The sequence below is a fragment of the Amycolatopsis sp. NPDC104863 genome, assembly GCF_055582965.1.
In genome coordinates this window covers 198,764-222,902 of the sequence record NZ_JBVJOW010000003.1, presented here as the reverse complement: position 1 = coordinate 222,902, position 24,139 = coordinate 198,764, and the positions used below count along the sequence as shown (strand labels likewise).

General features: G+C 71.9%; 18 protein-coding genes. 9 read left to right on the top strand and 9 right to left on the bottom strand.

The genetic code is table 11. The features are described 5' to 3' along the window. Positions 1-5 precede the first annotated feature (5 nt). Positions 6-1,025, top strand: coding sequence for an acyl-CoA dehydrogenase family protein (locus tag ACZ63J_RS17665; protein WP_465403177.1), 1,020 nt, complete (start codon positions 6-8; stop codon positions 1,023-1,025). Positions 1,026-1,028: 3 nt separating this feature from the next. Here ACZ63J_RS17665 and ACZ63J_RS17660 read toward each other — a convergent pair whose 3' ends face one another. From ACZ63J_RS17660 to ACZ63J_RS17645, 4 genes are read right to left on the bottom strand one after another with little or no spacing between them, the layout of a single operon-like run. After that, positions 1,029-2,156: a serine hydrolase domain-containing protein gene (locus ACZ63J_RS17660; protein WP_465403175.1), complete on the bottom strand. Its 1,128-nt coding sequence runs from the start codon at positions 2,154-2,156 to the stop codon at positions 1,029-1,031. Positions 2,157-2,160: 4 nt separating this feature from the next. Beyond that, entirely contained in the window at positions 2,161-4,842 is a 2,682-nt protein-coding gene (locus ACZ63J_RS17655; protein WP_465403173.1) for a bifunctional acetate--CoA ligase family protein/GNAT family N-acetyltransferase, read from the bottom strand. Positions 4,843-4,844: 2 nt separating this feature from the next. Further along, positions 4,845-6,014 carry an acetoin utilization protein AcuC gene (locus tag ACZ63J_RS17650; protein WP_465403172.1) on the bottom strand — a complete coding sequence of 390 codons (1,170 nt, stop codon included), beginning with the start codon at positions 6,012-6,014 and terminating at the stop codon, positions 4,845-4,847. A gap of 57 nt (positions 6,015-6,071) precedes the next feature. Continuing rightward, entirely contained in the window at positions 6,072-6,917 is an 846-nt protein-coding gene (locus ACZ63J_RS17645; protein ID WP_465403170.1) for a sulfurtransferase, read from the bottom strand. A gap of 215 nt (positions 6,918-7,132) precedes the next feature. Between ACZ63J_RS17645 and ACZ63J_RS17640 the strand changes: the two genes are divergently transcribed. The 3 genes from ACZ63J_RS17640 (at position 7,133) to galE (ending at position 10,119) form a co-directional block, all read left to right on the top strand. Further along, on the top strand, positions 7,133-7,849 hold the full coding sequence (locus ACZ63J_RS17640) for a metal-dependent transcriptional regulator (protein ID WP_465307758.1): 717 nt from the start codon (positions 7,133-7,135) through the stop codon (positions 7,847-7,849). Then, on the top strand, positions 7,846-9,030 hold the full coding sequence (galK, locus tag ACZ63J_RS17635) for a galactokinase (RefSeq protein ID WP_465403168.1): 1,185 nt from the start codon (positions 7,846-7,848) through the stop codon (positions 9,028-9,030). Before ACZ63J_RS17640 ends, galK begins: the two co-directional genes overlap by 4 nt. A 99-nt stretch (positions 9,031-9,129) precedes the next feature. After that, positions 9,130-10,119, top strand: a complete 990-nt coding sequence (gene galE, locus ACZ63J_RS17630; RefSeq protein WP_465307762.1) for a UDP-glucose 4-epimerase GalE — start codon at positions 9,130-9,132, stop codon at positions 10,117-10,119. Between the two features lie 70 nt (positions 10,120-10,189). Here galE and ACZ63J_RS17625 read toward each other — a convergent pair whose 3' ends face one another. Together ACZ63J_RS17625 and ACZ63J_RS17620 are read right to left on the bottom strand one after the other, a co-directional pair. Next, positions 10,190-11,260: a DUF4192 domain-containing protein gene (locus tag ACZ63J_RS17625; RefSeq protein ID WP_465403166.1), complete on the bottom strand. Its 1,071-nt coding sequence runs from the start codon at positions 11,258-11,260 to the stop codon at positions 10,190-10,192. Positions 11,261-11,418: 158 nt separating this feature from the next. Further along, positions 11,419-12,273 carry a M23 family metallopeptidase gene (locus ACZ63J_RS17620; RefSeq protein ID WP_465307766.1) on the bottom strand — a complete coding sequence of 285 codons (855 nt, stop codon included), beginning with the start codon at positions 12,271-12,273 and terminating at the stop codon, positions 11,419-11,421. Positions 12,274-12,370: 97 nt separating this feature from the next. Between ACZ63J_RS17620 and ACZ63J_RS17615 the strand changes: the two genes are divergently transcribed. Continuing rightward, a complete protein-coding gene (locus tag ACZ63J_RS17615) occupies positions 12,371-13,486 on the top strand; it encodes a sensor histidine kinase (protein ID WP_465403164.1) in 1,116 nt (371 codons plus the stop codon). After that, positions 13,483-14,124 carry a response regulator gene (locus ACZ63J_RS17610; protein WP_465338062.1) on the top strand — a complete coding sequence of 214 codons (642 nt, stop codon included), beginning with the start codon at positions 13,483-13,485 and terminating at the stop codon, positions 14,122-14,124. The genes ACZ63J_RS17615 and ACZ63J_RS17610 overlap by 4 nt, the downstream gene beginning before the upstream one ends. Here the strand turns inward: ACZ63J_RS17610 and ACZ63J_RS17605 are convergent. Both ACZ63J_RS17605 and ACZ63J_RS17600 read right to left on the bottom strand, forming a co-directional pair. Then, positions 14,100-14,774, bottom strand: a complete 675-nt coding sequence (locus ACZ63J_RS17605; protein ID WP_465338063.1) for a YdcF family protein — start codon at positions 14,772-14,774, stop codon at positions 14,100-14,102. The genes ACZ63J_RS17610 and ACZ63J_RS17605 overlap by 25 nt on opposite strands. Beyond that, positions 14,774-16,582: a Xaa-Pro dipeptidyl-peptidase gene (locus ACZ63J_RS17600; RefSeq protein WP_465403162.1), complete on the bottom strand. Its 1,809-nt coding sequence runs from the start codon at positions 16,580-16,582 to the stop codon at positions 14,774-14,776. The genes ACZ63J_RS17605 and ACZ63J_RS17600 overlap by 1 nt, the downstream gene beginning before the upstream one ends. A gap of 85 nt (positions 16,583-16,667) precedes the next feature. Between ACZ63J_RS17600 and ACZ63J_RS17595 the strand changes: the two genes are divergently transcribed. Together ACZ63J_RS17595 and ACZ63J_RS17590 are read left to right on the top strand one after the other, a co-directional pair. After that, complete coding sequence (locus tag ACZ63J_RS17595; protein ID WP_465403160.1) at positions 16,668-18,209, top strand: mucoidy inhibitor MuiA family protein; 1,542 nt, start codon at positions 16,668-16,670, stop codon at positions 18,207-18,209. Positions 18,210-18,328: 119 nt separating this feature from the next. Then, complete coding sequence (locus tag ACZ63J_RS17590) at positions 18,329-19,588, top strand: helix-turn-helix domain-containing protein (protein ID WP_465403158.1); 1,260 nt, start codon at positions 18,329-18,331, stop codon at positions 19,586-19,588. On the opposite strand, the gene ACZ63J_RS17585 is transcribed toward ACZ63J_RS17590, so the two are convergent. Continuing rightward, positions 19,585-20,325 (bottom strand): hypothetical protein, encoded by a 741-nt coding sequence (locus ACZ63J_RS17585; RefSeq protein ID WP_465403156.1) that lies wholly within the window; start codon positions 20,323-20,325, stop codon positions 19,585-19,587. The genes ACZ63J_RS17590 and ACZ63J_RS17585 overlap by 4 nt on opposite strands. Before the next feature lie 159 nt (positions 20,326-20,484). On the opposite strand from ACZ63J_RS17585, the gene ACZ63J_RS17580 reads away from it, so the two are divergent. Beyond that, complete coding sequence (locus ACZ63J_RS17580; protein WP_465403154.1) at positions 20,485-24,036, top strand: TIR domain-containing protein; 3,552 nt, start codon at positions 20,485-20,487, stop codon at positions 24,034-24,036. The last annotated feature ends 103 nt before the right edge of the window (positions 24,037-24,139 follow it).

The window sequence follows — 24,139 nt, the reverse complement described above, 5'->3', positions numbered from 1 at the left end:
GTCCAGTGGACTTCACCCCTTCCGAAGCGTCGGCCGACCTCGCCGCGCTGACCCGGCGGATCCTCGCCGACAAGGCCACCCACGACCCGCACGGCACCGGCGGCTTCGACGCTCCCTTGTGGACGGCGCTGGGCCAGGCCGGCGTGCTGGACGCGGCCCTGCCGTCGTCCCTCGGCGGTGGCGGGTTCGGGCTGCTGGAGCAGTGCGCGGTGCTCACCGAAATCGGCCGCGCGGTGGCCGCGGTCCCCTACCTGACGTCGATCACGATGGCGGCGTCGGCGCTGGCCGAGTTCGGCACACCGGAGCTGGTGGACCGCTGGGTGCTGCCGGTGCTGCGAGGCGCGCGGGTGCTCACGGTCGCTTTGTTCGGCTTCACCGCTTCGGACGGCCGGGTGTCCGGGTCCCGGTCCGCGGTGCCGTTCGCCGCGTTCGCCGACGGTTTCCTCGTGGCGGCGTCCGGCGAGGTCTTCCTGGTCGACGCGGCCGCGCCCGGGGTGACGGTGCGGCCGCAGCAGACGACCGACCACGCGGACGCGGCCCTGCTGGAGCTGTCCGGGGTGCCGGGGACGTCGCTGGGCGACATCGGCGAGTGGCTGCGGCTGCGCGGGACGGTCGGCGTGTGCGCGCAGCAGCTCGGCGTGGTCGAGCGGGCGCTGGAGCTGACGGCGGCGTACGCGGCCGAGCGCAAGCAGTTCGACCACGTCATCGGCGGCTTCCAGGCGGTCCGCCAGCGCCTCGCGGACGCGTACGTCGACGTCGAAGCCGTGCGGCTGACGTCCCTGCAGGCGGCCTGGCGGCTGGCGTCGGACCTCCCGTCGGCGGAAGCGGTGGCGACGGCGAAGTTCTGGGCGGCGGAGGCCGGGCACCGGGTGGCCCACACGACGGTGCACGTCCACGGCGGTGTCGGCATCGACGTCGACCACGTGGTGCACCGGTACTTCACGGCGGCGAAGCGCCTGGAGTTCCTGCTGGGCTCGGCGACTCCGCAGCTCCTGGCCCTCGGCGACGAGCTGGCCGCGGACTGAGCGCTACTTCGCGGCGTAGGTCCAGAACTCGCGCATCAGCGGGGTCGGCGCCGGGTTGGTCATCTCGACCTGCGTGAGCAGGACCGTGGCCGTGCCGGTCGCCGGGACCACGTGCCAGGCCGTGCCGGCGCCGCCGATCCAGCCGTAGCGGCCGGGGACCTCCCACGGCCGCGTCGCCTCGACGTCGACCGAGCCGCCGTACCCCCAGCCCTGGCCCTGCAGGAACGTCCGCCCGGCTTCGCGCTGGGCCGGGGTCAGGTGGTCGGTCGTCATCCGGTGCACCGACTCCGGGGTCAGCAGCCGGTGGTCGCCGGCGACCCCCTCGGCCAGCAGGAACCGAGCGAACGTCAGCAGGTCGTCGGCCGTCGAGACGAGGCCCGCCGCACCGGACGGGAAGGACGGCCGGCTGCTCCACCGGCCCTCCGGCGAGTCGATCAGGCGCAGGCCCTCCTCGCCGGGGCGGTACGCGCTCGTGAACCGGCCCAGCGCCGCGGTCGGCACGGTGAACCCGGTGTCGGCCATGCCCAACGGCTCGAACAGCCGCTCCGCCAGGAACTCCGGCAGCGGCCGGCCCGACACACGGGAGATCAGCACACCCTGGATGGCCGAGCCGGTGCCGTAGAGCCACCCCTCCCCCGGCTGGTGCAGCAGCGGCACCTGCGCCAGCGCGGCCGTCCACTGGTCCGGCGTCAGGTCGCGCGGCGCCGCCGCCGGGTGGCCCAGCACCTGCAGCAGCAGGTCGACCGCGGGCAGCGTCATGTCCGCCGCGAAGCCGTACCCACAGCGGAACGTGAGCAGGTCGGCCACCGTGATCGGGCGGACGGCGGGCACCACGTCGTCGACCGGCCCGGCCGGCGTCCGCACGACCACCGGCGACGCCAGCTCCGGCAGCCACTGCGCGACCGGGTCGTCGAGCGCGAGCTCACCCTCGTCGACGAGCAGCAGGACCGCCGCCGCGACGATCGGCTTGGTCAGCGACGCGATGCGGAACACCGAGTCCCGCGCCATCGGCACGGTGCCTTCGGCGTCGGCCGAGCCCACGACCGCCACCTCGACCTGGCCGCCGCGCGCGACGAGGGCCACCGCGCCGGGCACGTCCGCCGCGTGCTGCTTCAGCAGTTCGGTCAGCATCGTTTCAGTCCAGGGGGTTGATGGCGCGCAGGCGCCGCGGGCCGGTGTCGGGCCGCGACGGGGGCGGCCCCAGGACGAGCCGGGCGTTGGCGACAAAAGCGCCGTCCGGCGAGGCCAGGATCGGGTCCAGCACCAGCGACCGCACCTCCGGGTTGTCCTCGGCCAGCGCGGCGACCCGCAGCACCATGTCCTGCAGCGCGGCGAGGTCGGCGGGCTCGTCGCCGCGGTAGCCGGTGAGCAGCGGCGCGGTCCGCGGCTCGCGCAGCAGCGTGGCCGCGTCGACGTCGGTGAGCGGCACCGCCCGGTAGGCGCGGTCCCCCAGCAGCGTGCTGACCAGCCCGGACAGCCCGAACGACACGAGCGTGCCGAACGACGGGTCGTCCTGCAGCCCGATCACGCACGACAGGCCCTTCGGGGCCATCCGCTGGACGTACACGTCGTCGTCGTCGGAGATCTCGCGCAGCGTCCGGTAGGCCGTGCGCACGGAGTCTTCGGAGGCCAGGTCGAGCCGCACGCCGGCCAGGTCCGGACGCCCGCGCAGGCGCTCGTCGACCGCCTTGAGCGTCACCGGGTACCCCAGCTCGGCCGCCGCGGCGACCGCGTCGTCCACTGTGGACACCACCCGGAAGGGCACGACGTTGATGCCGTAACAGCCCAGCAACCGCACGACGTCGGTGTCCGAGAGCAACGTCGTCTTGCCGCTCTCGCTTTCCAGCAGCTCGCGGACGATCACCTGCGCCTGCTCGGTGTGGATCCCCGGCGGCGTCACGAGCGTGCCCTGCGGCCGCTGCCGCCACGCCGCGTACCGGACGACCCGGGCCAGGGCGTTCACCGCGCGTTCCGGGCTCGGGTACGACGGGATCGAGCCGCGCGTCGGCACGCCGTCGTCACTCGACACGGCCAGTTCGGCCGGCACACCTTCGGCCGCGAGGAACGTCGAGACGATCGGCTTGCGCTGCCCCAGTTCAATGACGGTTTCGCGCAGGGCGCGCGCATAGGCGGTGCCGGGGATCGCCACCGGCGGCGCGAACACGACGACCAGCGCGTCGGTGTCCGGAGAGGTGAGCGCTTCGCCGACGGCCTTCGCGAAGTCCTCCGGCCCGGCCTGTGGGCCGACGTCCACCGGGTCCGACGCCAGCCGCAGCCCCTGCATCCGCGCGGTGTCGGCGGCCAGCAGCCCGATCGCGCTGGAGTTGCCGACGATCGCGACCCGCGGCCCGGCCGGCAGCGGCTGGTGGGCGAACACGAGCGCGGTGTCGAACAGCTGCGCCAGCGACTCGACGCGCACCACGCCCGCCTGCTCGAACAGCGCCTGGACGCTGGCCTCGTCGATCTCCGTCGACGTCGCCGCGAGCTGTGGGCGGACCGCGTGCCGCCCGGACTTCACCGCGACGATCGGCTTCGTCCGCGCGAGCCGCCGGGCCAGCCGCGCGAACTTGCGCGGGTTGCCGAACGACTCGAGGTACAGCAGCACGAGGTCGGTGTCCGGGTCGGTTTCCCAGTACTGGAGCAGGTCGTTGCCGGAGACGTCGGCGCGGTTGCCGGCCGAGACGAACGTCGAGAGGCCGAGGCCGCGCGCTTCGGCGTCGGCGAGGATCGCCGTGCCCAGCGCGCCGGACTGGCAGAAGAACCCGGTGCGCCCGCGGGCCGGCAGCCGCGGCGCGAGGGTGGCGTTGAGGCGGACGCCCGGCGCGGTGTTCAGCACACCGAGCGCGTTCGGGCCGACCACACGCATGCCGTGCGCCCGCGCCTCGCCGACCAGCCGCAGCTCGGCGTGCAGGCCGTGCGGCCCGGCCTCGGCGAAGCCGCTGGAGAGGATCAGCAGCGTCTTGACGCCCTTCGCGAGGCAAGCGTCCAAAACGGACTCGACGGCCTCCGCGGGCACCGCGACGACGGCCAGGTCGACCGGGTCCGGGATGTCCAGCACCGACGGGTAGGCGCGGACACCGCGGATCGAGCGGTGCTCCGGGTTGACCGGGTAGACGGTGCCGGTGAACGCGGCGGCCAGCAGGTTCACGAACGCGACGTGACCGACCTTGCCCGGCTCGGCCGACGCGCCGATCACCGCGACCGACGTCGGGTGCAGCAGGTTGTGCACACTGCGCGCCTCGGCGGCCTGCTCCCGCGAGCGCGCCACGGCGAGGGACTCCTCGGTCGGGTCGATGTCGAACTCCAGGTGCAGCACGCCTTCCTCGATCTCGCGGCTGACCTGGTAACCGGCGTCGCGGAAGACCCGCACCATGGCGGCGTTCTCGGCGAGCACCTCGGCGGTGAACCGGCGCAGCCCGCACTCCGACGCCGCCGCGGCGAGGTGCTCCAGGAGGATCGAGCCGAGCCCGCGGCCCTGGTGCGCGTCGCTGACGACAAAGGCGACCTCGGCCGACGGCCCGTGGTCGAGCCGTTCGTACCGGCCGACCGCGACGATGTCGTCACCCAGGAACGCGGCGAACGCGACCCGGTCGTGGTGGTCGACGGTCGAGAAGCGCTTGAGGTCCTTCTCGGGGATGCGCGGGTAGGCACCGAAGTAGCGGAAGTACCGCGTGCGCTCGGAAAGCTTGCCGTGGAAGGCGACGAGCCCGTCGGCGTCGCTGGGCACGATCGGACGCAGGTGGACGGTGCCGCCGTCGGACAGCACGACGTCGGCCTCCCACGCGTGGGGGTAGTCGAAGGGGTCCCGTCCGGCCATGGTCAGTCCCTGGGGTCGTCCGGATCGAGGCCGTGCAAGGGGAAGACGGCCCGGCGCGTGTCCCGGACGGCGACGTCGACCGGGTCGTCCGCACCGTCGCCCCACGGCTTGAACTCCGTGTCGCGGTCGTCGGTCATCGCGGCCGGCAGCTCGGCGTTCGGCGCGGCCTTCGTGACGGTGGAGACCCAGCCCGGCGGCAACGGCGTCGCCGGCGCGACGTCCCGGTCGAGCACCGTCGCGATCAGGTGCGTCCACGACCGCGGCACGACCCGGATCAGCTGGTACCCGCCCCCGCCGACGGCGATCCACTTGCCGCCCGCGTACGTCTGCGCGAGGTCCCGGAGCGTGCTGTAGATGGTCCGGTGGCCGTCGACGCTGAGCGAGAGGTCGGCCAGCGGGTCCTCTTCGTGCGAGTCGACACCGCATTGGGTGAACAGCAGCTGTGGCTCGAAGTCCGCGAGCAGCGAAGGGACAACGGCGTTGAAGGCCCTCAGCCACCCCGGGTCCCGCGTGCGCGGCGGCAGCGGGAGGTTGACCGCAGTGCCCTCGGCCTTCCCGCGGCCGGTCTCGGCGGAGTAGCCCGTGCCCGGCCAGAGCGTGAAGGGGTGCTGGTGCATCGAGATCGTGAGGACGCGCGGGTCGTCGTAGAAGGCGGCCTGGACACCGTCGCCGTGGTGGACGTCGGTGTCGATGTAGGCGATCCGCTCGAAACCGTGGTCGAGCAGCCACGAGATGGCGACCGCGCAGTCGTTGTAGACGCAGAACCCGGACGCCCGGTCCCGCATGGCGTGGTGCAGGCCGCCGGCGATGTTGACCGCCCGCGTCGCCTCGCCCTCGGCGATCTTGCGGGCGGCCAGCAGCGTCGAGCCGACGACCAGGGCGGAGGCGTCGTGCATGTCGGAGAAGACGGGGTTGTCGGCGGTCCCGAGCCCGTGCCCGACGTCCCATCCGACCAGCGGCGCCTCCCGCACGGCGGCGAGGTACTCGGGAGCGTGGATCCGGAGGAGCTCCTCGTCCCCGGCCGCGGTCGGGACCAGCAGCTCGACGTCGTCGAGCACGCCGAGCTCGGTGGCCAGCCGGACGGTGAGCTCCAGCCGGACGGGGTTGAACGGGTGCTCCCCGCCCAGGTCGTAACCCAGCAGGGCGGGATCCCACACGACAGCCGGCGCCATACCGCCCGACTGTAGTGCCGATCGCCGGAGATCGTGGAGTCGAAGCGTCCGCGGCGCTCAGCCCGGCAGGGTGCCCGTCGCCGCCGGACGCGCCGGGTCCCGCGACCAGTGCGACCACGAGCCCGCGTACAGGCCGGCGCCCGCGTGGCCGGCCAGCTCCAGCGCGAGCACGACCGAGCTGGCCGTGACGCCGGAGCCGCAGTACGCCCCGACCGGCTCGCCCGGGCGCAGCCCCAGCCCGGCGAACCTTTCGGCCAGCTCGGCCGGGGTCCGCCAGCGGCCGTCCTCACCGACGTGGCCGGCGAACGGCGCGTTCACCGCACCCGGGATGTGCCCCGCCCGCGGGTCGACCGGCTCGGTCTCCCCCGCATAACGCGGTGTCGCCCGGGCGTCGAGCAGCAGGCCGTCGCGAGCCAGGGCCGCGGCCTCGTCGGCGTCGAGCACCGGCATCCCGCCCGGCCGGACGGTGAGGTCGCCCGGCTCCGGCCGCGCCGGCTCCGTGCTCACCGGCCGCCTTTCCGAAGTCCACGCTGCGTAACCGCCGTCGAGGACGGCGACCTCGTCGTGGCCGGCCCAGCGCAGCAGCCACCACGCCCGGGCCGCGACCGACCCGTCGGCGTCGTCGTGGACGACCACCGGCGCGCCCGCCCGGACCCCGGCCGCGCGCAGGTCGCGCTGCAGGTCGGCGGGGTCGGGCAGCGGGTGCCGGCCGCCCTCGCCCGGCTCCCCGGCGAGCACCCGGTCGAGGTCGACGAACACCGCGCCGGGCAGGTGCCCCTCCCGGTAGGACTCGGCGCCGGGCGGCCCGGCGAGCCGCCAGCGGACGTCGAGGACGACGGGCCGGTCACCCGCCGGCCCGGCGAGCGCGGTGGCGAGGTCGGTGGTGCTGATCAGCGGACGCATGCCTCCCATCTTCCAGCGGCCGACTGCCCGGCCGCGCCGGGGTGCGGACATATCCCCCACCGGCGAGTTGTCACCGATTTGGCCGAAATCAGGCGGAGACGGACCGCAGCGGGCGCGCCTGCGGTGGCGGGTTCCGCCGTGGCCGCCGGTCGGATCGGTAACCGTCGGCGCAGTATCCGCACGGCCCCCCGCCGCTGTCGGGGCCAACGACTACGATGAGCAACGCGGACGAAGGGGACAGCGTGAACGATCTCATCGACACCACCGAGATGTACTTGCGTACGATCTACGAGCTCGAAGAAGAGGGTGTCGTCCCGCTGCGCGCCCGCATCGCCGAGCGCCTGCAGCAGAGCGGCCCCACCGTGAGCCAGACCGTCGCCCGCATGGAGCGCGACGGGCTGGTCGTGGTGGCCGACGACCGGCACCTCCAGCTGACCGACCACGGCCGTGAACTGGCCATCGCGGTGATGCGCAAGCACCGCCTGGCCGAGCGCCTCCTCGTCGACGTCATCGGGCTCGAGTGGGAACACGTCCACAACGAGGCCTGCCGCTGGGAACACGTGATGAGCGAGGCCGTCGAGCGCAAGCTGGTCAAGCTGCTCGACCACCCGACCACCTCCCCCTACGGCAACCCGATCCCCGGTCTGGACAAGCTGGGCGACGGCGACCCCGCCCCGCCCGCCGAGGCCGACCTCGTCCGGCTGGACGAGTTCGCCCGCACCGGCGGCGGCCGGGTCGAGATCCGGCGCATCGCCGAGCACGTCCAGCTGGACGAGTCGCTGATGACCGAGCTCAAGTCGGTCGGGATCGTGCCGGGTGGCACGGTCACCATCGGCAAGGGCAACGGCGCCACCATCGAGGTCACCGGCGGGGACACCACCGCCCTGGTCGCCAGCTCCGCGCTGCACGCCGTCCTGGCGCAGGCCAGGTGAGCCCGGCTTCGGAGGCCGCGGCCGCGTTCCGCACCGTGCACGGCGCCGAGCCGGCCGGGGTCTGGTCGGCGCCCGGGCGGGTCAACCTGATCGGCGAGCACACCGACTACAACGACGGCTTCGTGCTGCCGTTCGCCCTGCCGCACCGCCTGGCCGCGGCGGCGTCGCCCCGCGAGGACGGCGTGCTGTCCGTGGCCACCCTGGGCGACGACGGCCAGCTCCAGCGCTCCGGCGAGCTCAAGATCGCCGACCTGGCGCCGGGCCGGGTCGAAGGGTGGGCCGCGTACCCGGCCGGGGTCGCCTGGGTGCTGCGCGACCAGGGCTTCACGGCCGGCGCGAACCTGGTCATCGCCGGGGACGTGCCGTCCGGGGCGGGGCTGTCCTCCTCCCACGCGCTCGAGTGCGCGGTGTCGCTGGCGTTGCTCGGCCTGGCCGGCCTGGAGCTCGACGGAACCGGCGAGCGCGTCCCGCCCCGGCCCGAGGTGGCCCGGTGGGTGCAGCGCTCGGAAAACGACTTCGTCGGCGCGCCGACCGGCCTGCTCGACCAGACGGCGTCCCTCTGCTGCACCGAGTCGCACGTGCTGTTCCTCGACGTCCGGTCGGGCGAGCAGGAGCAGGTGCCCTTCGGCCTGGCCGAGGCCGGGCTGCAGGTGCTGATCATGGACACCCGCACGAAGCACTCGCACGCCGAAGGCGGGTACGGCGAGCGCCGCCGCGGCACCGAACGGGCGGCCGAGCTGCTCGGGGTGAAGGCGCTGCGCGACGTCACCGTCGAGGGCCTCGCCGAGGCCCTCGACCGGCTGCCGGGCGAGCTGGCGCCGCTGGTGCGGCACGTGGTCACCGAGAACCAGCGGGTGCTCGAGGTGGTCGAGCTGCTCCGCGCCGGGCGGCTGGCCGAGATCGGCCCGTACCTGGACGCCTCGCACGTCAGCATGCGTGACGACTACCGGATCTCCACGGCCGAGCTGGACCTCGCGGTCGACTCGGCCCGCGCGGCCGGGGCCCTCGGCTCCCGGATGACCGGCGGCGGTTTCGGCGGCTCGGCGATCGCGCTGGTCCGCGACGCCGACCTCGACGGTGTCAAGGCGGCCGTCGAAGCGGCGTACGAGAAGGCGGGTTACCGGCGGCCGCGGATGTTCACGGCCGTCCCCTCCCGCGGCGCCGGGCGCGACGAGCTCTGAGGCCGCGCGGGTCCGCGTGGGGCAACCCCCGCCCGGACCCGCGCGTCGCCCTAGGGGAAGACTGTCGCGCACAGTCACCCTCGGCAGGAAGGCCTGGATGTGTCGGAGCAGAGCAACGCCCTGAAGCTGGTCGTGACGGGCGGAGCAGGGTACGTCGGCAGTGTCTGCGCCGCCCGGCTGATCGAGGCCGGGCACCAGGTCACCGTGGTCGACGACCTGTCCACCGGCCACGCCGACGCCGTCCACCCGGACGCGCGGTTCATCGAGGGTGACGCCGCCGAGGTGGCGGGCAGCCTGCTGCGCGAGGGTTTTGACGGCGTGCTGCACTTCGCGGCGAAGTCGCTGGTAGGCGAGTCGATGGCGGAGCCGGCGAAGTACTGGGAAGGCAACGTCGTCACCTCGCTGCGGCTGCTCGAGGCCATGCACGAGCACGGCACGCCCCGGCTCGTGTTCTCCTCGACCGCGGCGACCTACGGCGAACCGGAGCAGTCGCCGATCCCGGAGTCGGCGCCGACGCAGCCGACCAACACCTACGGCGCCACGAAGCTCGCGATCGACGCCGCGATCACCAGCTTCGCCGTCGCCCACGGCCTGGCCGCGGTCAGCCTGCGCTACTTCAACGTCGCGGGCGCGTACGGCGCCTTCGGCGAGCGCCACACCACGGAAACCCATCTCATTCCCCTCGTTCTCCAGGTCGCCTCGGGCGACCGCGAGCGCATCCAGATCTTCGGCGACGACTACCCGACGCCCGACCACACCGCGATCCGCGACTACATCCACGTCGCAGACCTCGCCGACGCCCACCAGCTGGCGCTGAAGCACGCGACCGCGGGTGAGCACCGCATCTACAACCTGGGCAGCGGCACCGGTTTCTCCGTCCTCGAGGTGATCGAGGCCTGCCGCGAGGTCACCGGGCACCCGGTGCCGGCGGCGGTGGCCCCGCGCCGCGCGGGCGACCCGTCCGTGCTCGTGGCGGCCAGCGACCGCGCCCGCGAAGAGCTGGGCTGGAAGCCGGAACGCACCGAGCTCACGCACATCGTGCGCGACGCCTGGGCCTTCGCCCAGTCGCGGCAGACCGCCCGGGGCTGAGCGCTCGGGCGCGCCGCTACGACGAGACGTTGCCCGTCTTCCGACGGCGCGTGCGCGATGGTGCTGAGCCTCAGGACGTCTCACAGGCGTCCAGGTCCGCGGGCTCCAGGCCGAAGCCGGTGAGGCCCGGGGCGGCGGCCAGCGTCAGGCCCAGCAGCACCTCCGGCGGGGTGCCCCGGTTCAGCACCCTCGTCAGGAGGGTGGCCAGGACGTGGCCCGGCGCGGCTTCCAGCGCGATGTTCAGGGCCATGCCCGCCAAGGTGCCGTCGCCGCGCATGAAGGCCGAAAACCCCAGCAGGGCCGCCGGTTCCGCGCGTTCCGGGGCCGGCAGCTCGCGGACCAGCGTCAGCCAGAGGCGCTCGGCTTCGCGGGCCGCCGGCACGTCGGGTGGGACCGCCATCGCCAGGCACACGTCGCGGATCTCGGGGATCGTCAGCGCACAGGCCAGGAGGACGGCTTCTTCGTCCGTCGGGGGTCCGTCGTCGCGGAGCTGGCGCTCGAACGCCGCACGGATCTCCGACGCCGCGTCGGAGACACAGCTCGCCTCCGGCCAGGGCAGCGAAGACAGCTGCGCCAGCCGGGAAGCACGGCGGTCGAGCGCCTCCGGCGACCGTGGGGCGAGCAGGGCCAAGACTTCGTCACGGCTGGCGAACACCACCGTGCCGCGCTCGGTGGCCGCCGCAGCCGCCACGGTCGCGCGAGGGTCCGGCAGCGTGCCGCCGCACTCCTCGTCGGCGTAACAGCCCCATGGCGCGTCTTCGGTGATCTCCTCGGCCCACATCGCGTGCAGCACCGGGAGACCCAACTCCCCCAGCGCTTCGGCCAGTTCGTCGACGAAGCCCGCGTGCGGTGGCGGGTTGCCGGGTCTTCGCCGGCCGCCGACGATCACCAGCGTCACGCCGGCGTGCTCCCCCGTGGCGAACTTCGGGGCGAGCGCGCGGGCCTGGTGGGTCCGGTGCTCGGCGCGCGGGAGGTCGCCGCGCAGCACCAGGCCCAGGCGGTTGCCCGCCGGGGCCCGGTGGCCGAGCAGGACGACGGAGCGTTCGGGCCGGAACCCGACGAGGTACGGGAGCGCGGCCAGCAGCTGGGCGGGCTCCGTGAGGTCGACCGGCGTGCGGCCGGCCGGGGTGGCGGTGGTCATGCCTCCAGCGTGGGGCAGCACGGGGCCGGCTGGGGCGGTGGCGGCAAATCTGTGGATCGCCGGGACCGATGTGGACGGAACCGGGCGGGAGCCGGCCGGACGGCGGGTTCTTGTCGGTGGGGCGGGCTATGCTGCCCGGCCCCACCGGACGGTCCCGCTCAGCCGCAGTGCTCGAACCCGCTTTCGTAGGTGTTGCTGCCCACCGAGCCGCCCCACTTCACGCAGGTCGCTTCGGCGGTCTTCTTCACCGGCCCGGCGTAGTAGGTGAAGCTGCCGGAGTCGGTGGTCCGCGCCGAACCCTGGACCTCGAGGAACGCCGAAACCGGGCTGGCCGTGCCGAGCGACGTCGCCTTCAGCGTCGTCACGCAGTTCGCCTTCGTCGAGGCGTTGTACAGCAGGTAGGCCGTGCCCGACGAGTTCGCCAGCGCCTGCTGGTCGACGACGGAGAAGCCGGCGCCGCAGACCTCTTCGGCGGAGTACGGGTTGCCGCCGCAGCCGTTCTTGCTGGTGAAGTCCGTGTGGCCGTAGTACGGCACGGCGACGCCGTTCAGCTTCGCCTTCTGCACAACACCGTCGAGCCGCTCTTCGAAGTGCAGGTGCGGCCCGGTGACCCCGCCGGTCGCCCCCGCCTTGCCGATCTCCTTGCCACCGGCCACCGACTGCCCGACCGAGACCTCCTGGTCGGACAGATGCGCGTACCGGGTGCGCCAGCCGCCGCCGTGGTCCAGCTCGATCCACTTGCCGTAGCTGGTGCTGCCCTCGTTCGCCACCCGCGTCACGGTGCCCGAAGCGGCCGCCAGCACCGGCATCCCGGTGATGCCCGACTTCTGGAAGTCGACGGAGTACTCCGGGCTGTGGCCGCTGAACGTCGCCGCGGTCACCGTGACGCCGCATTTGAACGGCACCTGGAAGTTGGGCGCGGCCGACGCGGCGGCCTGGCCGAAGAGGGTGAGGCCGAGCGCGGGCAGCGCCGCGGCGGCGGCGAACACGGCGAGCCGTCGCAACCTGGACATGGGGGAACCTCCTGACAAACGGGACAGCTTGACACCACGAAGGGAAGCCCGCGTCGGTACATTTTCCGTACAAGGACCCCGCGGAGGACACCGAAGAATGACATCCCGACGACTCCCGTTCCCCTCGGCGCAGGGCTGGCTGCGCTGGGGGCTCATCGCGGTGCCGATGGTCACCGCGATGCCCCGGGCGAACGCGCTCGCCTGGGCGTTGATCGGGATCACCCTCGTTCTGGCGACCCCGATGCCGTGGATCGCCGACCTCGGGGCCCGGACACTGTCGGCGGTTCTCTCGCTCGCCGTGATCGCGAGCGCGGGTGCGCTGTGGGTGGTCCTGCCGGGCAGCTGGGCGACGGTGGCGATGTTCAGCACGACGTTCTTCGTGGTGCTGCGGCAGTCCGCGGTGCCGGTCGTGCTGGCGGTCGTGCTGGACGCCGCGCTGATCACCACGGTCTGGGTGGCCCGCCAGGACGTCTGGGAAAGTGCCCTGTCGACCTATGCGGTCCTCGCCGTGATCGTGCTCATGGGGCTGAACCGGCGGACGCGCAACGCCCGGGTCGAGCAGACCGAGCTGGCGCTGGCCCGCGCGCAGACGGCCACCGAGGAGCACGCCCGCGCGGCGGCGCTGGCCGAACGCGCCCGGATCGCCCGCGAGCTGCACGACGTCCTCGCGCACTCGCTGGCCGGGCTCTCGCTGAACCTGCAGGGCGCGCGGCTCATGATGGTGCGCGACCAGGCGAGCCCGGACGCCGTCGCGCAGATCGAACGCGCCCAGAAGCTCGCTTCGGAAGGCCTCGCCGAAGCCCGCAAGGCCGTCGCCGCGCTGCGCGAGGACGCGGTCCCGGTCGAACGCACGATCGCGGACCTGCTGGCCGCGTACCGGCTGGACAGCGGAGCCCGGGCGGACCTGACGGTCGAGGGCGAGCCGCGGGAGCTCGACGCGGCGGTCGGCACCGCGCTGGTCCGCGCGGTGCAGGAGGCGCTGGCCAACACGCGCAAGCACGCGGCGCAGGCCGACGTCGACGTCACCCTGGACTTCGGCGCCGGAACCGTCGCGCTCACCGTCACGGACTGCCAGGGCAGGCGCCCGCCGGACGCGCCCGCGGCAGGCTACGGTTTGCGCGGGATGAGCGAACGGGTCGCGCTGCTCGACGGACAGCTCGAAAGCGGGCCGGGGGAGGACGGATGGCGGATTCACCTGACGGTGCCGGCGTGAGCCTGCGGGTCGTGCTGGCCGACGACCAGGCGGTCGTCCGGGAAGGCCTGGTCACGCTGCTCGGGCTGCTGCCCGGCGTCGAGGTGGTCGGCGCCGCCGCCGACGGGCTCACCGCGCTCGACCTCGTCGCCGAGCACCATCCCGACGTCGTGCTGGTGGACCTGCGGATGCCGCGCTGCGACGGCGTCGAGACCACCGAACGGATCCGCGCCGAGCACCCGGGCACCGAAGTCGTCGTGCTCACCACCTACGCCGACGACGAGTCGCTGCTGGCCGCGTTGCGCGCCGGCGCCCGCGGGTTCCTCACCAAGGACGCCGACGCCGAGGCCATCGCCAGGGCGCTGCGCTCGGCCGCCGCCGGCCAGTCCACAGTGGACGGCGAGCTGCAGCGGCGGCTCGTCGACGCGGCCACGCGCAGCACACCCAAGCGGGTCAAGGAGGTCGAAGGCCTGACCGCGCGGGAGATCGAGGTGCTGCGGCTGATCGCGGCGGGCCTGTCGAACACCGAGATCGCGCGGACCCTGGTGGTGAGCGAGGCGACCGTGAAGACCCACGTGAACCACCTGTTCACGAAGGCCGGGCTGCGCGACCGCGCGCAGGCGGTCGCCTTCGCCTACCGGGCGGGCATCGCGGACTGAGCCGCCGGGATCAGCCGCTGGGTGAACCCGGCGTCGACCAGGCGGCCGAACGCCCGCTCGACCCCCGTCGGGACCCGCTGCGGGATCGCGAACCCGCGCGCCGCGTACTCGGTGATCCGCTGGGTTTCGCCGACGAGCATGCCGATCACCCGCTCGGCGTCCTCGCTGCCGGACAAGTAGTCCTCGAGCGAGACCGCCGTCGCCGCGCAGACGATGTCGACGTCCGGCCAGAGCCGCTTCGCCGTCGCGTACGCACGACGTTGCTGGTACGGCCGGGACACCAGCGTCACCGAACGGACCGGAAGCCCTCGTTCGTCGAGCAGCCGGCGGGTGAACGTGATGTTGTCACCGGTGTTGCGGGCCTCGGGCTCGACCAGGATCGCCTCGTCGGGCACGCCGAGCTCCAGTGCGATCTCGCGGTAGTGGACCGCTTCGCCGCGCGGAAAGCGGTCCACCGTCGTCGGCGCGTTGGCGCCCGTGAAGACCACCAGCGGGAACCGTCCGGCGTGGAACAGCTCCGCCGTGTGGACGGCGACGCCGGGGTCACGGCTGCCGAGCCCGATGCCGACGTCCGACCGACGTAACGGGTGCCGCAGGTCGTGGTAGTCCCACAACGTCCGGACGTCGGCGTGGAGGTGCGCGGGCAGCATCAGCCGAACGCGGCTCGCAGGGCCGGCTTGCCTCCCGTCACCGGCAGCGTCACCGACGTCTTCGTCAGATCCAGCGCCAGCCCCGCGCCCGGCCTCGGCCGCAGCGTGTAGTCGTGGTCGCTGGAGGCCAGCAGGAACTCCAGCCGGTGCCCCGCCGCGAGGACGTAGTCCTTCGGCATCAGCTCGACGCCGATCTTGTACGTCTGGCCCGGCGTGATCGGCTCGGTGCGGGCGGGGGACGTGCGGTTCTGCGGATCGGTCCAGCCGCGGCTGATCACGTGGGACGTGCCGTCAGGAGCGCGGTCGAGCAGGATCGCCGAGACGTTCGCCGCGGGCCGGTCGAACGCCAGCGCCAGGTCGGCACGAGCGGTCCCCGAAAGCCGTACGGACTGCTTCGCCGCCGAAGTCGCGTACAGCAGGCGGTTGCCCGAAGACGCGAGGCCGGCCAGCTGCTCGATCGTCTTCGACGAGTCGTCGGCGAGGGTTTCGACCGTCGACGAGCCCGGCACCGGGTTGCGCGTGTCGATGGTGCCCTTCGCCTTGCCGCCTGGCCACGGGTAGACCCGGACGTCGGCCGTCGTGGGCGCCGGCCAGTCGGCTTCGTCGACCCACGAGAGGTCTTCACGCTGGATCGTCGCCTTCGGCTCGTTCTGGATGCCGTTGTCGACGCTGTAGAGGTAGTGCGACATCCACTTGTTCAGCGTTGCGAGCCAGACGTCGCGCCGCAGCGAGTACGGGTCGGCGTGGCCGGACTGGTGCAGCCAGATCTTGTGCTCGACGCCGTGGGCCTTCAGGGCTTCGTACCACTCGGCGACCTGGTCGGTCTTGACGTTCCAGTCGTTGAGGCCGTGCACCGCGAGCACGGACGCGTGCACCTTCGCGACGTCGTTGCGGTAGTTGCGGACGTCCCAGAACGGCGTGTAGTCGCCGGTCACGCGGTCCTGGTCGCGGGTCAGCCCGTCGATGACCGAGCGGCAGACCTGCCGGTCCGCGCGGGTGTAGACGTACTCGGCGAGCACGTCGGCGTCCTCACCCTGGAAGCCGCCGGCGGCGACGACCGCGCCGTCGTTGCGGTAGTACTGGTACCAGCTGGAGATCGCCGCGATCGGGACGATCGTCTCGAGGCCTTCGACACCGGTGCTGGCGACGGCGTTGGGCAGCGTCCCGTTGTAGGACACGCCCATCATGCCGGTCTTGCCGGTGCTCCAGTCGGCCTTCGCGGCGGCGCCGGCGGCGTCCCGGGCGGGCGTGCGGCCGTTGAGCCAGTCGACGACCGAGCGCGCGCCGATCGTCTCGTTGACGTCCCCGGTGGTCGGGCAGCCGGTCGAGAGGCCGCTGCCGAGCGATTCGCCGTAGACGACGGCGAAGCCGCGCGCGGTGAAGTAGTCCTGGTAGCGCCAGGTGATCGGGGCGGCCGGGCCGACGCCGTGCGCGGCGACGCGCGGGCCTTCGGCTTCGCGGGCGTAGCCGGGTGCGGACAGCTCGACGTCGACGTCGTGGTTCGCGACGTCGTTGCCGCCGGCGTAGTACGGGCTGGCCTGGTAGACGACGGGGACCTTCAGGCCCTGCTGCGTCGCGCGCGGGCGCACGACCTGGGCGTGCACGAGGTCGTCGGCGCCGTCGTGGTCGCTGTCGACCGGCGCGGTGACCCAGACGTCCTCGCGGATGACGTCGGCGGGGTCGAACACCGGTTGCGCCTGGCCGCCGGTGAAGACCGGGCCGGGCGGATCGGCGGCTTCGGCGGTGACCGCTGTCAGCGGCAGGACCGCCAAGGTGAGGAGCAGGACTGCGGTTCGTGCGGCTTTCACTCAAACCCCCAAGCCGGGCGAAGCGGACGACCTGTCGAGACTTCCGTCCGGGCCGAGGGGGTGTCAAGCGACTAACGTCGGGGGCATGCCGACCGTGGAAGCGCCGATCGCAGCCGTGACCGTCTACCCGCAGCAGGCCCGGATCACCCGCCGGGGGAAGGCCCCGCTCGACGGCGGGCCGCGCCTGACCTTCGCCGGGCTCCCCCTGGCCCTCGACGCGGGCTCGGTGCGCGTCACCGGGACCGGGCCCGCGCTGATCACCGGCGTCGACGTGCGCACCGAGCGGCACGCCGCGCCGGCCGACGCGGGGTTGCGGGAGCTCGTCGAACAACGGCGTGCGGACCAAGCCACGCTCGACGGCGTCGTCGACGACGAAGCGGCCGAAGCGATGAAGGTGGATCTGCTGACTTCGCTCGCGAAGCGCAGTGGCGGCAGCTTCGCGAAGGCGCTGGCCGCCGGGACCGCGGAGCCGTCACGCGTCAGCGAGGTGACCGACGCGCTGGGCTCGCGGCTGGCCTCGGCGTTGAAGGCCCGGCGGGTTCTTTCGGATCGGATCACGCGGTTGCGCGAGGACCTGGCGGCGCTCGACCGCCGGATCGAGTCCCACAGCACCCGGTCCGAAGAGGACAGTACGTCGGTCGTGGTGGAGCTGGAGATTTCGGACCCGGCCGGGTCGGCCGAGCTGGAACTGTCCTATGTGGTCCCCGGAGCGAGCTGGGAGCCGGGGTACGACATCCGCGTGCGCGGCACCGAAGTCACGGTGCTGTCGTACGGGCTCGTCACCCAGCACACGGGTGAGGACTGGCCGGAGTGCGAGCTGGCGCTGTCGACGGCGCGGCCGGCGGTTTCGGTGGTGGTCCCGGAGCTGTCCCCGTGGTACCTGGACCGCGTCCACCCGGTCCCAGCCGCCCCGGCGGCGGCGTACGGCGGTTCCGGCGGCGGCGTCCCGGAGGGTTCACGAATGCGCTTCGCGGCGATGGCGCCCAAGTTCGCCGCGGTCGAGCAGGGGACGACGGCGGTGACGTACCGGCCTTCGCGCCCGGTGGAGATCCCGTCGGGGGCGCAGGGCCACCGCACGACGTTGGCGCAGCTTTCGCTCACGGCCTCGTTGGGTTACGTGACGGCGCCGGTGCTGGCCGAAGAGGCGTACCTGCGCGCGACGGTGGTCAACACGTCGGAGCACGCGCTGCGGCCTGGGCGCGCTTCGGTGTTCCACGACGCGGAGTTCGTCGGGACGACGGTGCTGGAGGCGTGGGCGCCGGGCGAAGACCTCGAGCTGGCCCTGGGCGTCGACGACCGGATCCGGATCGAGCGCGAGCTGGTCCGCCGCACGGCTTCGAAGGCGACGCTGTCGGGGCAGAAACGGCGTGAAGCGGAGTACCGGATTTCGGTGGGCAACCACGGGCCGCGTCCGGCGACGGTGACGGTGCTGGACCAGGCGCCGGTGTCCCGCGACGACACGATCACGGTGCGGGACGTGAAGACGTCGCCGGATCCGGTGGAGACGTCGGCGCTGGGTGAGTTCACGTGGCAGTTGTCGTTGGCGCCTGGGGAAACGGGCGTGGTGACGCTGTCTTATCGGGTGGATGTCGCGAAGGGCGTGGAGCTGTCCGGCTGGCGGGAGTGACCGGTTCACCCGGGCGCGCGAATCGTCTGCGGCAAGCGGGTGATGGCACGAAAAACCGAACAACGGCGGAACGGCCTCCCCTAACATCCGCGTGACCGATCCAGCGCCCGGGAGGAACCATGGCGGACGACATCGAGAACGACGATGTCGCATCGGGTCTTCCGAACGAGTTCGGTCCACGACTCAGGGTCCTGCGGACGAAGCGCGGCCTGGGGCTCAACGCGTTCGCCCGCCGCCTCAACTACAGTAGTAGTCACCTAAGCAAAATCGAGAACGGGCACCAGCGCCCCACCGTGCTCTTCGCACGTCGTTGCGACGTTGAACTCGACGCGAAGGGGATGTTGTCGTCATTGGTCTCCCCGCCGGTTCCGGAAGGTCTCCCGGAACCGGCGGCGTGCCAAGAAGCCTGGCAATCCACTCTGGTCAGGATGTCGCGCCAGTCCGATCGGCCGGGTTCGATTCGCCGGAACAGTCCGGTCGAGACCGCTGACCAGCTCACCAGTCACCTCGAGATCTTCGCGGGGCTACGGGAGCTGGGACAGGTGGCCTCGCCGGCCGCGGTTCTTCCCATGGTGACGGCCCAAGCGCACGCTCTGCGTGCGCTGATCGGCCGAAGTGGCGGCACGCCACCCCTCCCCCTGGCGACCCTCGCCGCGCGCGTGGCGGAATACACGGGGTGGATGGCTCAGGAATCCGGGAACGACCACAAAGCCGTGTGGTGGACAAACGAAGCGGTTGAAGTCGCCGCCGCCGCGGGCGACCACCATGTGGCGAGCTATGCGCTCGTGCGGCGTGGCCTGATCGCGCTCTACCGCGGAGACGCCGCGGCCACCGTGGCACTCGCCCGCGAAGCGCAGGCAAAACGCGGTGTACCGCACCGCATTCTGGGCCTGGCCGCCCAACGAGAAGCGCAAGGACACGCACTGGCCGGCGACTACGACGCCTGCATGCGGGCTCTCGACCGGGCACGCGAACAGCTGGCGCTCGCGTCGGCGGATCGGCCGTCAGGGCCGGTGATCGGCACTGCGCACGTCTCGGACCCGGTCGGCGTGGTGACCGGGTGGTGCTTGTACGACTTGGGCCGACCGCGAGCGGCCACCGAGATCCTCGACCGGGAAGTACCCCGGATTCTGCCCGGCGCGGTCCGCGCACGCACCCGCTTCGGCGCGCGAAGGGCGTTGGCATGCGCGGCATCGGGTGAACTGGACAAGGCCTGCACACTGACGCGTGCGATCGTCGCCGACGCAGCACGCATCGATTCCGCGACCATTCGCTCCGATCTCCACCTGTTGGCCAAGACTCTCCGGCGGTGGCACGGTCATTCCGAAGTGCGCGCGCTCGAGCCGGCACTGAGCCTGGCCCTGCAGCCGGCTCGCTAACGCCCACGCCCGGTACGGACAGACCAGTTCGCCGCGCACCCGAGGTACTCGATCAACTTGCGCCCGGCGTGCTGCAGCGCCGTCGGTCCCTGTCCTGGCGGGAAACCGAGCTCCCGAGCCGCGACGGACACGGGCTGACCTTCGAAGTGCGCTCGGGCCACCAGTTCAGCTTCGGCACGGGTCAGGAAATGGTGCGCCACCGCCTCGGCGAGCACCAGGTCGATGTGACCGGCCGGAGGTGTCAACGGGACCGCACGTACTGCCGGCACGGCTCCGTACCCCGCGGTGCGACCGTCCAACGGGCGTGTCGCCCTCGCCTTGGTCAGGCGCTTGAGATGAGCCGACAGCCTCCGCATGTCGGGATCGACTCCCCGTAGGTCTTCGAGGAACCCGACCACGAGGTCTCCCGCAACGTCGTCGGGGTCCAGGCCGTTTTCTTCGGCTGATTTCCTGACCGCGAACAGGAACTGCGGAACCATCAATGCCACGGCCGCCGGCAGCCAGGACCGCGGGTCCGTCTGCGCAAGTCTGACGGCTTCCGCCCAGATCGCTGCCTTGGCCTCCGGCGAAGTCGTCGCCGACTGTGCCAGCTCGACCAGCTCGGTCCAGGTCAGGGCACGGTCCGGCAGGTCGCCGGAAAGCCTCCAGCCCTCCAGCGCGACAGAGGAGGCGGCAATTACCACCAAGCATTGCCGCCGGATTTCCTGCAACGACCGGGAATGCGATTTCGAGTACACAGCGGACTCCTTCGAGAGCCGTGGACGAGCTTCGCCGAGTCTCCTGGGGTTTCCTGGTGAGGGACAGGTGTTTCCCGTTGCCTACTCGCCCGTAGCATGGCGCGGCCGGACACCGGTCGTGAACCATGAGCTGATCCGTCCGGAGCCGAAGGAGACTTGATGAACGCCTTTGAAGGCACCGTCTTCGTGAACTACCGGGTCGGCGACGAGGCGGCGTTCGCGGCGTTGCTGGCGGAGCACCTGAAGGCGAAGCTGGGCCAGCAAGAGGTCTTTCACGTTTCGCAGGAGGCGCCCGCCGGCAGCCTGTTCGCCGACGAGATCGAACAGGCGATCGCGCACTGCTCGGTGCTGATCGTCGTCATCGGAGACCGCTGGCTGGACGAGGTCAACCTCGGCAAGCTGCATGCTGAGGGAGACTGGGTCCGTCGCGAGATCCGGCTCGCCCTGACCGCGGGAAAGCGAGTCGTTCCGCTCTTGGTCAACACGACGATGCCGGCGCGCGAGCAGCTGCCCGACGACATCCGGGGCCTCCTCGACCGCCAATATCGCCCGATCAACCGGCGAAGCACACCCCAGGACATCGAGCGCGTGGTCACCGAGCTGATCCACGAAGTCCCCGAACTGGCAGCAGGCCGCTTTCCCGGAAGCCAGGAGCTCACCGCCTGGTGGGCGGAGTGGTCGAAGCAGACTGAGCCGGCGCTGCCGGCCGCTGTCCTGCTGGCCGGCCGTTCGGCGGCCGTTGATGCCGTTCGGCAGCTGCCGGCAGGACCGGCAGCGTCCACTGTCGTCCAGGGCGAGTCCGAGGAACTGACCTTGGCCTTCATCGCCGCTGTTTTCTCGGTCGAAGTGCGGCAGGATCTGCGGACCATCCTGGTGTTCGACGCCGAAGCCTGGTCACGGTGCATCGCCGTTGCGCGCCCGTGCGTCCTGGTACCTCGGTACGACGACCCTGACATCGATGCGGCCATCGAGCGCGGCCACCACGTTCTGCTGCCCACCGGTCCCGGCCGCAACCTGCCCTCCGAACCACTGCGGATCCCTCCACTGCGGCAGGACGACGTCCGTGCGGCGTTCGAAGCGGCCGGCACGACACCCGCGTTCGCGCAGTCCGTCGCCCCGATGATCCGCCGGTCGGTGGCCGAGTTCCGGAGCAAGTACTCGACAACCGCACAGTCCGCTCCGGTGGAAGCCTTGCCGTCGGACCACGAGGTCCTGGCCGACGCCGTCAACCGGGGACCGCTGCGCCACCTCGGCATCGACCACGAGTGCGCCGAGGCCGACGAGATGGCGAAGACGGATCCGCTGGGGGCCGCGGGTCGCTACGGCAGGGCCGCCGAAGTCCTCGTCCAAGCGGGCTTCGACGTGCATGCGCGAGACCTCCGGTCAAAACAAGCAAAAGCACTGGACGAGGCCGGCTGCCTCGACGAAGGCGCGGACGTCCGCCTCGGCCTGATGTGGACGTCGATGAACCAGATCGGGGACACCACGGAAAGGCTTCCCCTGTTCGAACGACCGGACGAGGGGCACGCCGGCGATTGCGGGTTCGGCCGGGCAATCGCCGCCGCCCGGGCTGCCGAGCGCGTCCTCACCGGACTGCTCGGCGCCGGCGAACTCGCGGCTTCCTTCGATGCGCTGCGGCAAGACGATCCTTACTTGCTGGAGGCGGCCGTGTTCCTGGCCGAACACTCGATCGCGGAACGAGAGCACGACGTGCTCGAGGAGCGCCTCGAACGGCTGGTTCCCCTGTCTCTTCCGTTGCACCCGAGCGGTTCGCCCGAAGAGGCTCTGGTGGTACGGCTGAGCATGTGTGTTGCCGATGTCACCGGGGAATGGACGGAACTGCACGATCGAGCTCGCCTGTTCACGCCTGTGCAACGAACGTGGATCCTCGCCCGCGAGGCGCGCTGCCTGTCGTTCACGGACGACTTCGCCGGAGCAATTCGCACTTACCAGGAAGCGATCTCGCAGGCGCTCACCCAACGGATGAACGAAGAGGCTGCCGACTGGCTCTACTCGCTCAGGGGACTCCGAGCCCGCTGCGGCGCCTTGTTCGCAACCGGCGACACGGAGCACCCGTTCGCCCAGCACTTGCGCAACGGCAGCGTGTCACATCAGCTCCCCGGCAGCCCGATGCTCGAAGAACGAGCGCTCCGCAGCCTGACCGAAGGCAAGGGCCGCAGCGCCGTGAGGCTGCTCACGCAATGGCGGTGGAAGGCCTGCATCCGGGCCGACCTCGTCGGGGAGAACGAGACTTCGGGACGGCTCGGCGCCGTGCTGAAGGACAACGGCGAGCCCGTCGCAGGCCTGCGAGAACTGGTCCGAGGGGAGGCTGGAAAGAGAGCCGCGACAGCGGCAGCCGCCCTTCCGGAAGCACCGCTCGGCTGGCCGGTTTCGGTCGGCGGTGGCACCGCTGGTCAGCTGGGCGCAGCTCTGGAAGTCGCAGCGGTCGTAGCCGACCTCCTCGACGAGGAAGACGCAGGGGCCTGGATCACCGTTGCGCTGGACCTGATCGAAGGCGGCGGACCGCGCCCTACCTTCTTCAGCTATCTCGTCGAGCGCGGCACGACGGTCCTCGCGGCGCTTTGTTCGCAGCTGAACGAGGCCCAGGCACGTCGGGTCCTGACCGCGACGGAACCGTGGCTGCCCAGCGACGAGAACCGGTACCGGCTGACGGATCGTGATCACTCACGGCTGCTGCTCGGTATCGCAGAACAGCACGCCGACCTGGCCGACTCGGCAATCCGGCAACTGCTCGAAGGTGCGATCTTCAGTCAGCATTTCGGTGAACGAGCGCTGGGTCCGGGACTACCGGTTCTGCAGAAGCACCGACAGCGAGCCGAGGCTGTGCTGACCGGTCCCGCCGAAGCGAGAAACCGGTGGGCGCGCTCGATCCTCGCCGCCATCGGCGTCGCCACCGAACGGACTCGCGAGCACATGGCGACCGCGGCACGAGCGTTCATCGATCGCGAACGCCCGAAGCCCGGCGTCATGTCGATCTGGGGCTACGACGCGTCGCTGGTTCATTCCGCCGCTTTTCTGGACGAAGGACTGAGAAGTGAGGTCGTGTCAGCGTTGCTGCGGTCTTCTCTCGACCCCGCAACGGGAATGACCAACCGCCGGGATTCCCTGGCCGAGCTGGCCGGCCTCGCGCCGGACTTACCCCCCGGAGAACGCAAGCGCGCGTTCGACGCCGTGTTTCCCTTGACCGGCGGGGACCAGGCCCTCGGCGCGCATGACCTGCTGATGGCGGGAATGAGGCATCCGTTGAGTGCGATGCGGGTCGACATGGGTCCCAGCACGACAGCCGATGGGGCTGTCCAAGCCTGTGCCTACTTGGCGGACACAGCGGAGCAGCGGGCAGCGGTCCGGAAACACGCGATCCGCCTGCTCGGCCGCCCGGACGAGATCGACGTGAAGAACATCGTCCGGACGTTGCTGACTCTGGATTCGTCGGCGGAGGACCTGCCACCGGCTCTCTTGGCGACCCACGTCAGCGAACATGTCAGGGCGCTGGCCGCCGTGCTGTGGGCTCAGGCGCCTGAAGAACCGGAGCCCGGGTTGTCCTTGGCGCGTGATCCCGCTCGGATAGTCCGAGCAAGTCTGGCCGATTCCCTCACCGATCGGCCGGAACACACGCAGGTCCGGGAGATCCTGGCGACCGACCCGCGACGGAGTATTCGAGAAGCGGTGAGCGGAGTGGAAACGTCATGAGGTCCCGGGGGGGGGGGGGGGGGGAGGGGGGGGGGGGGGGGGGAGGGGGGTGGGGGGGGGGGGGGGGGGTGCGGGTGGCGCGTCTTTTGTCTCTCCTGCGTAT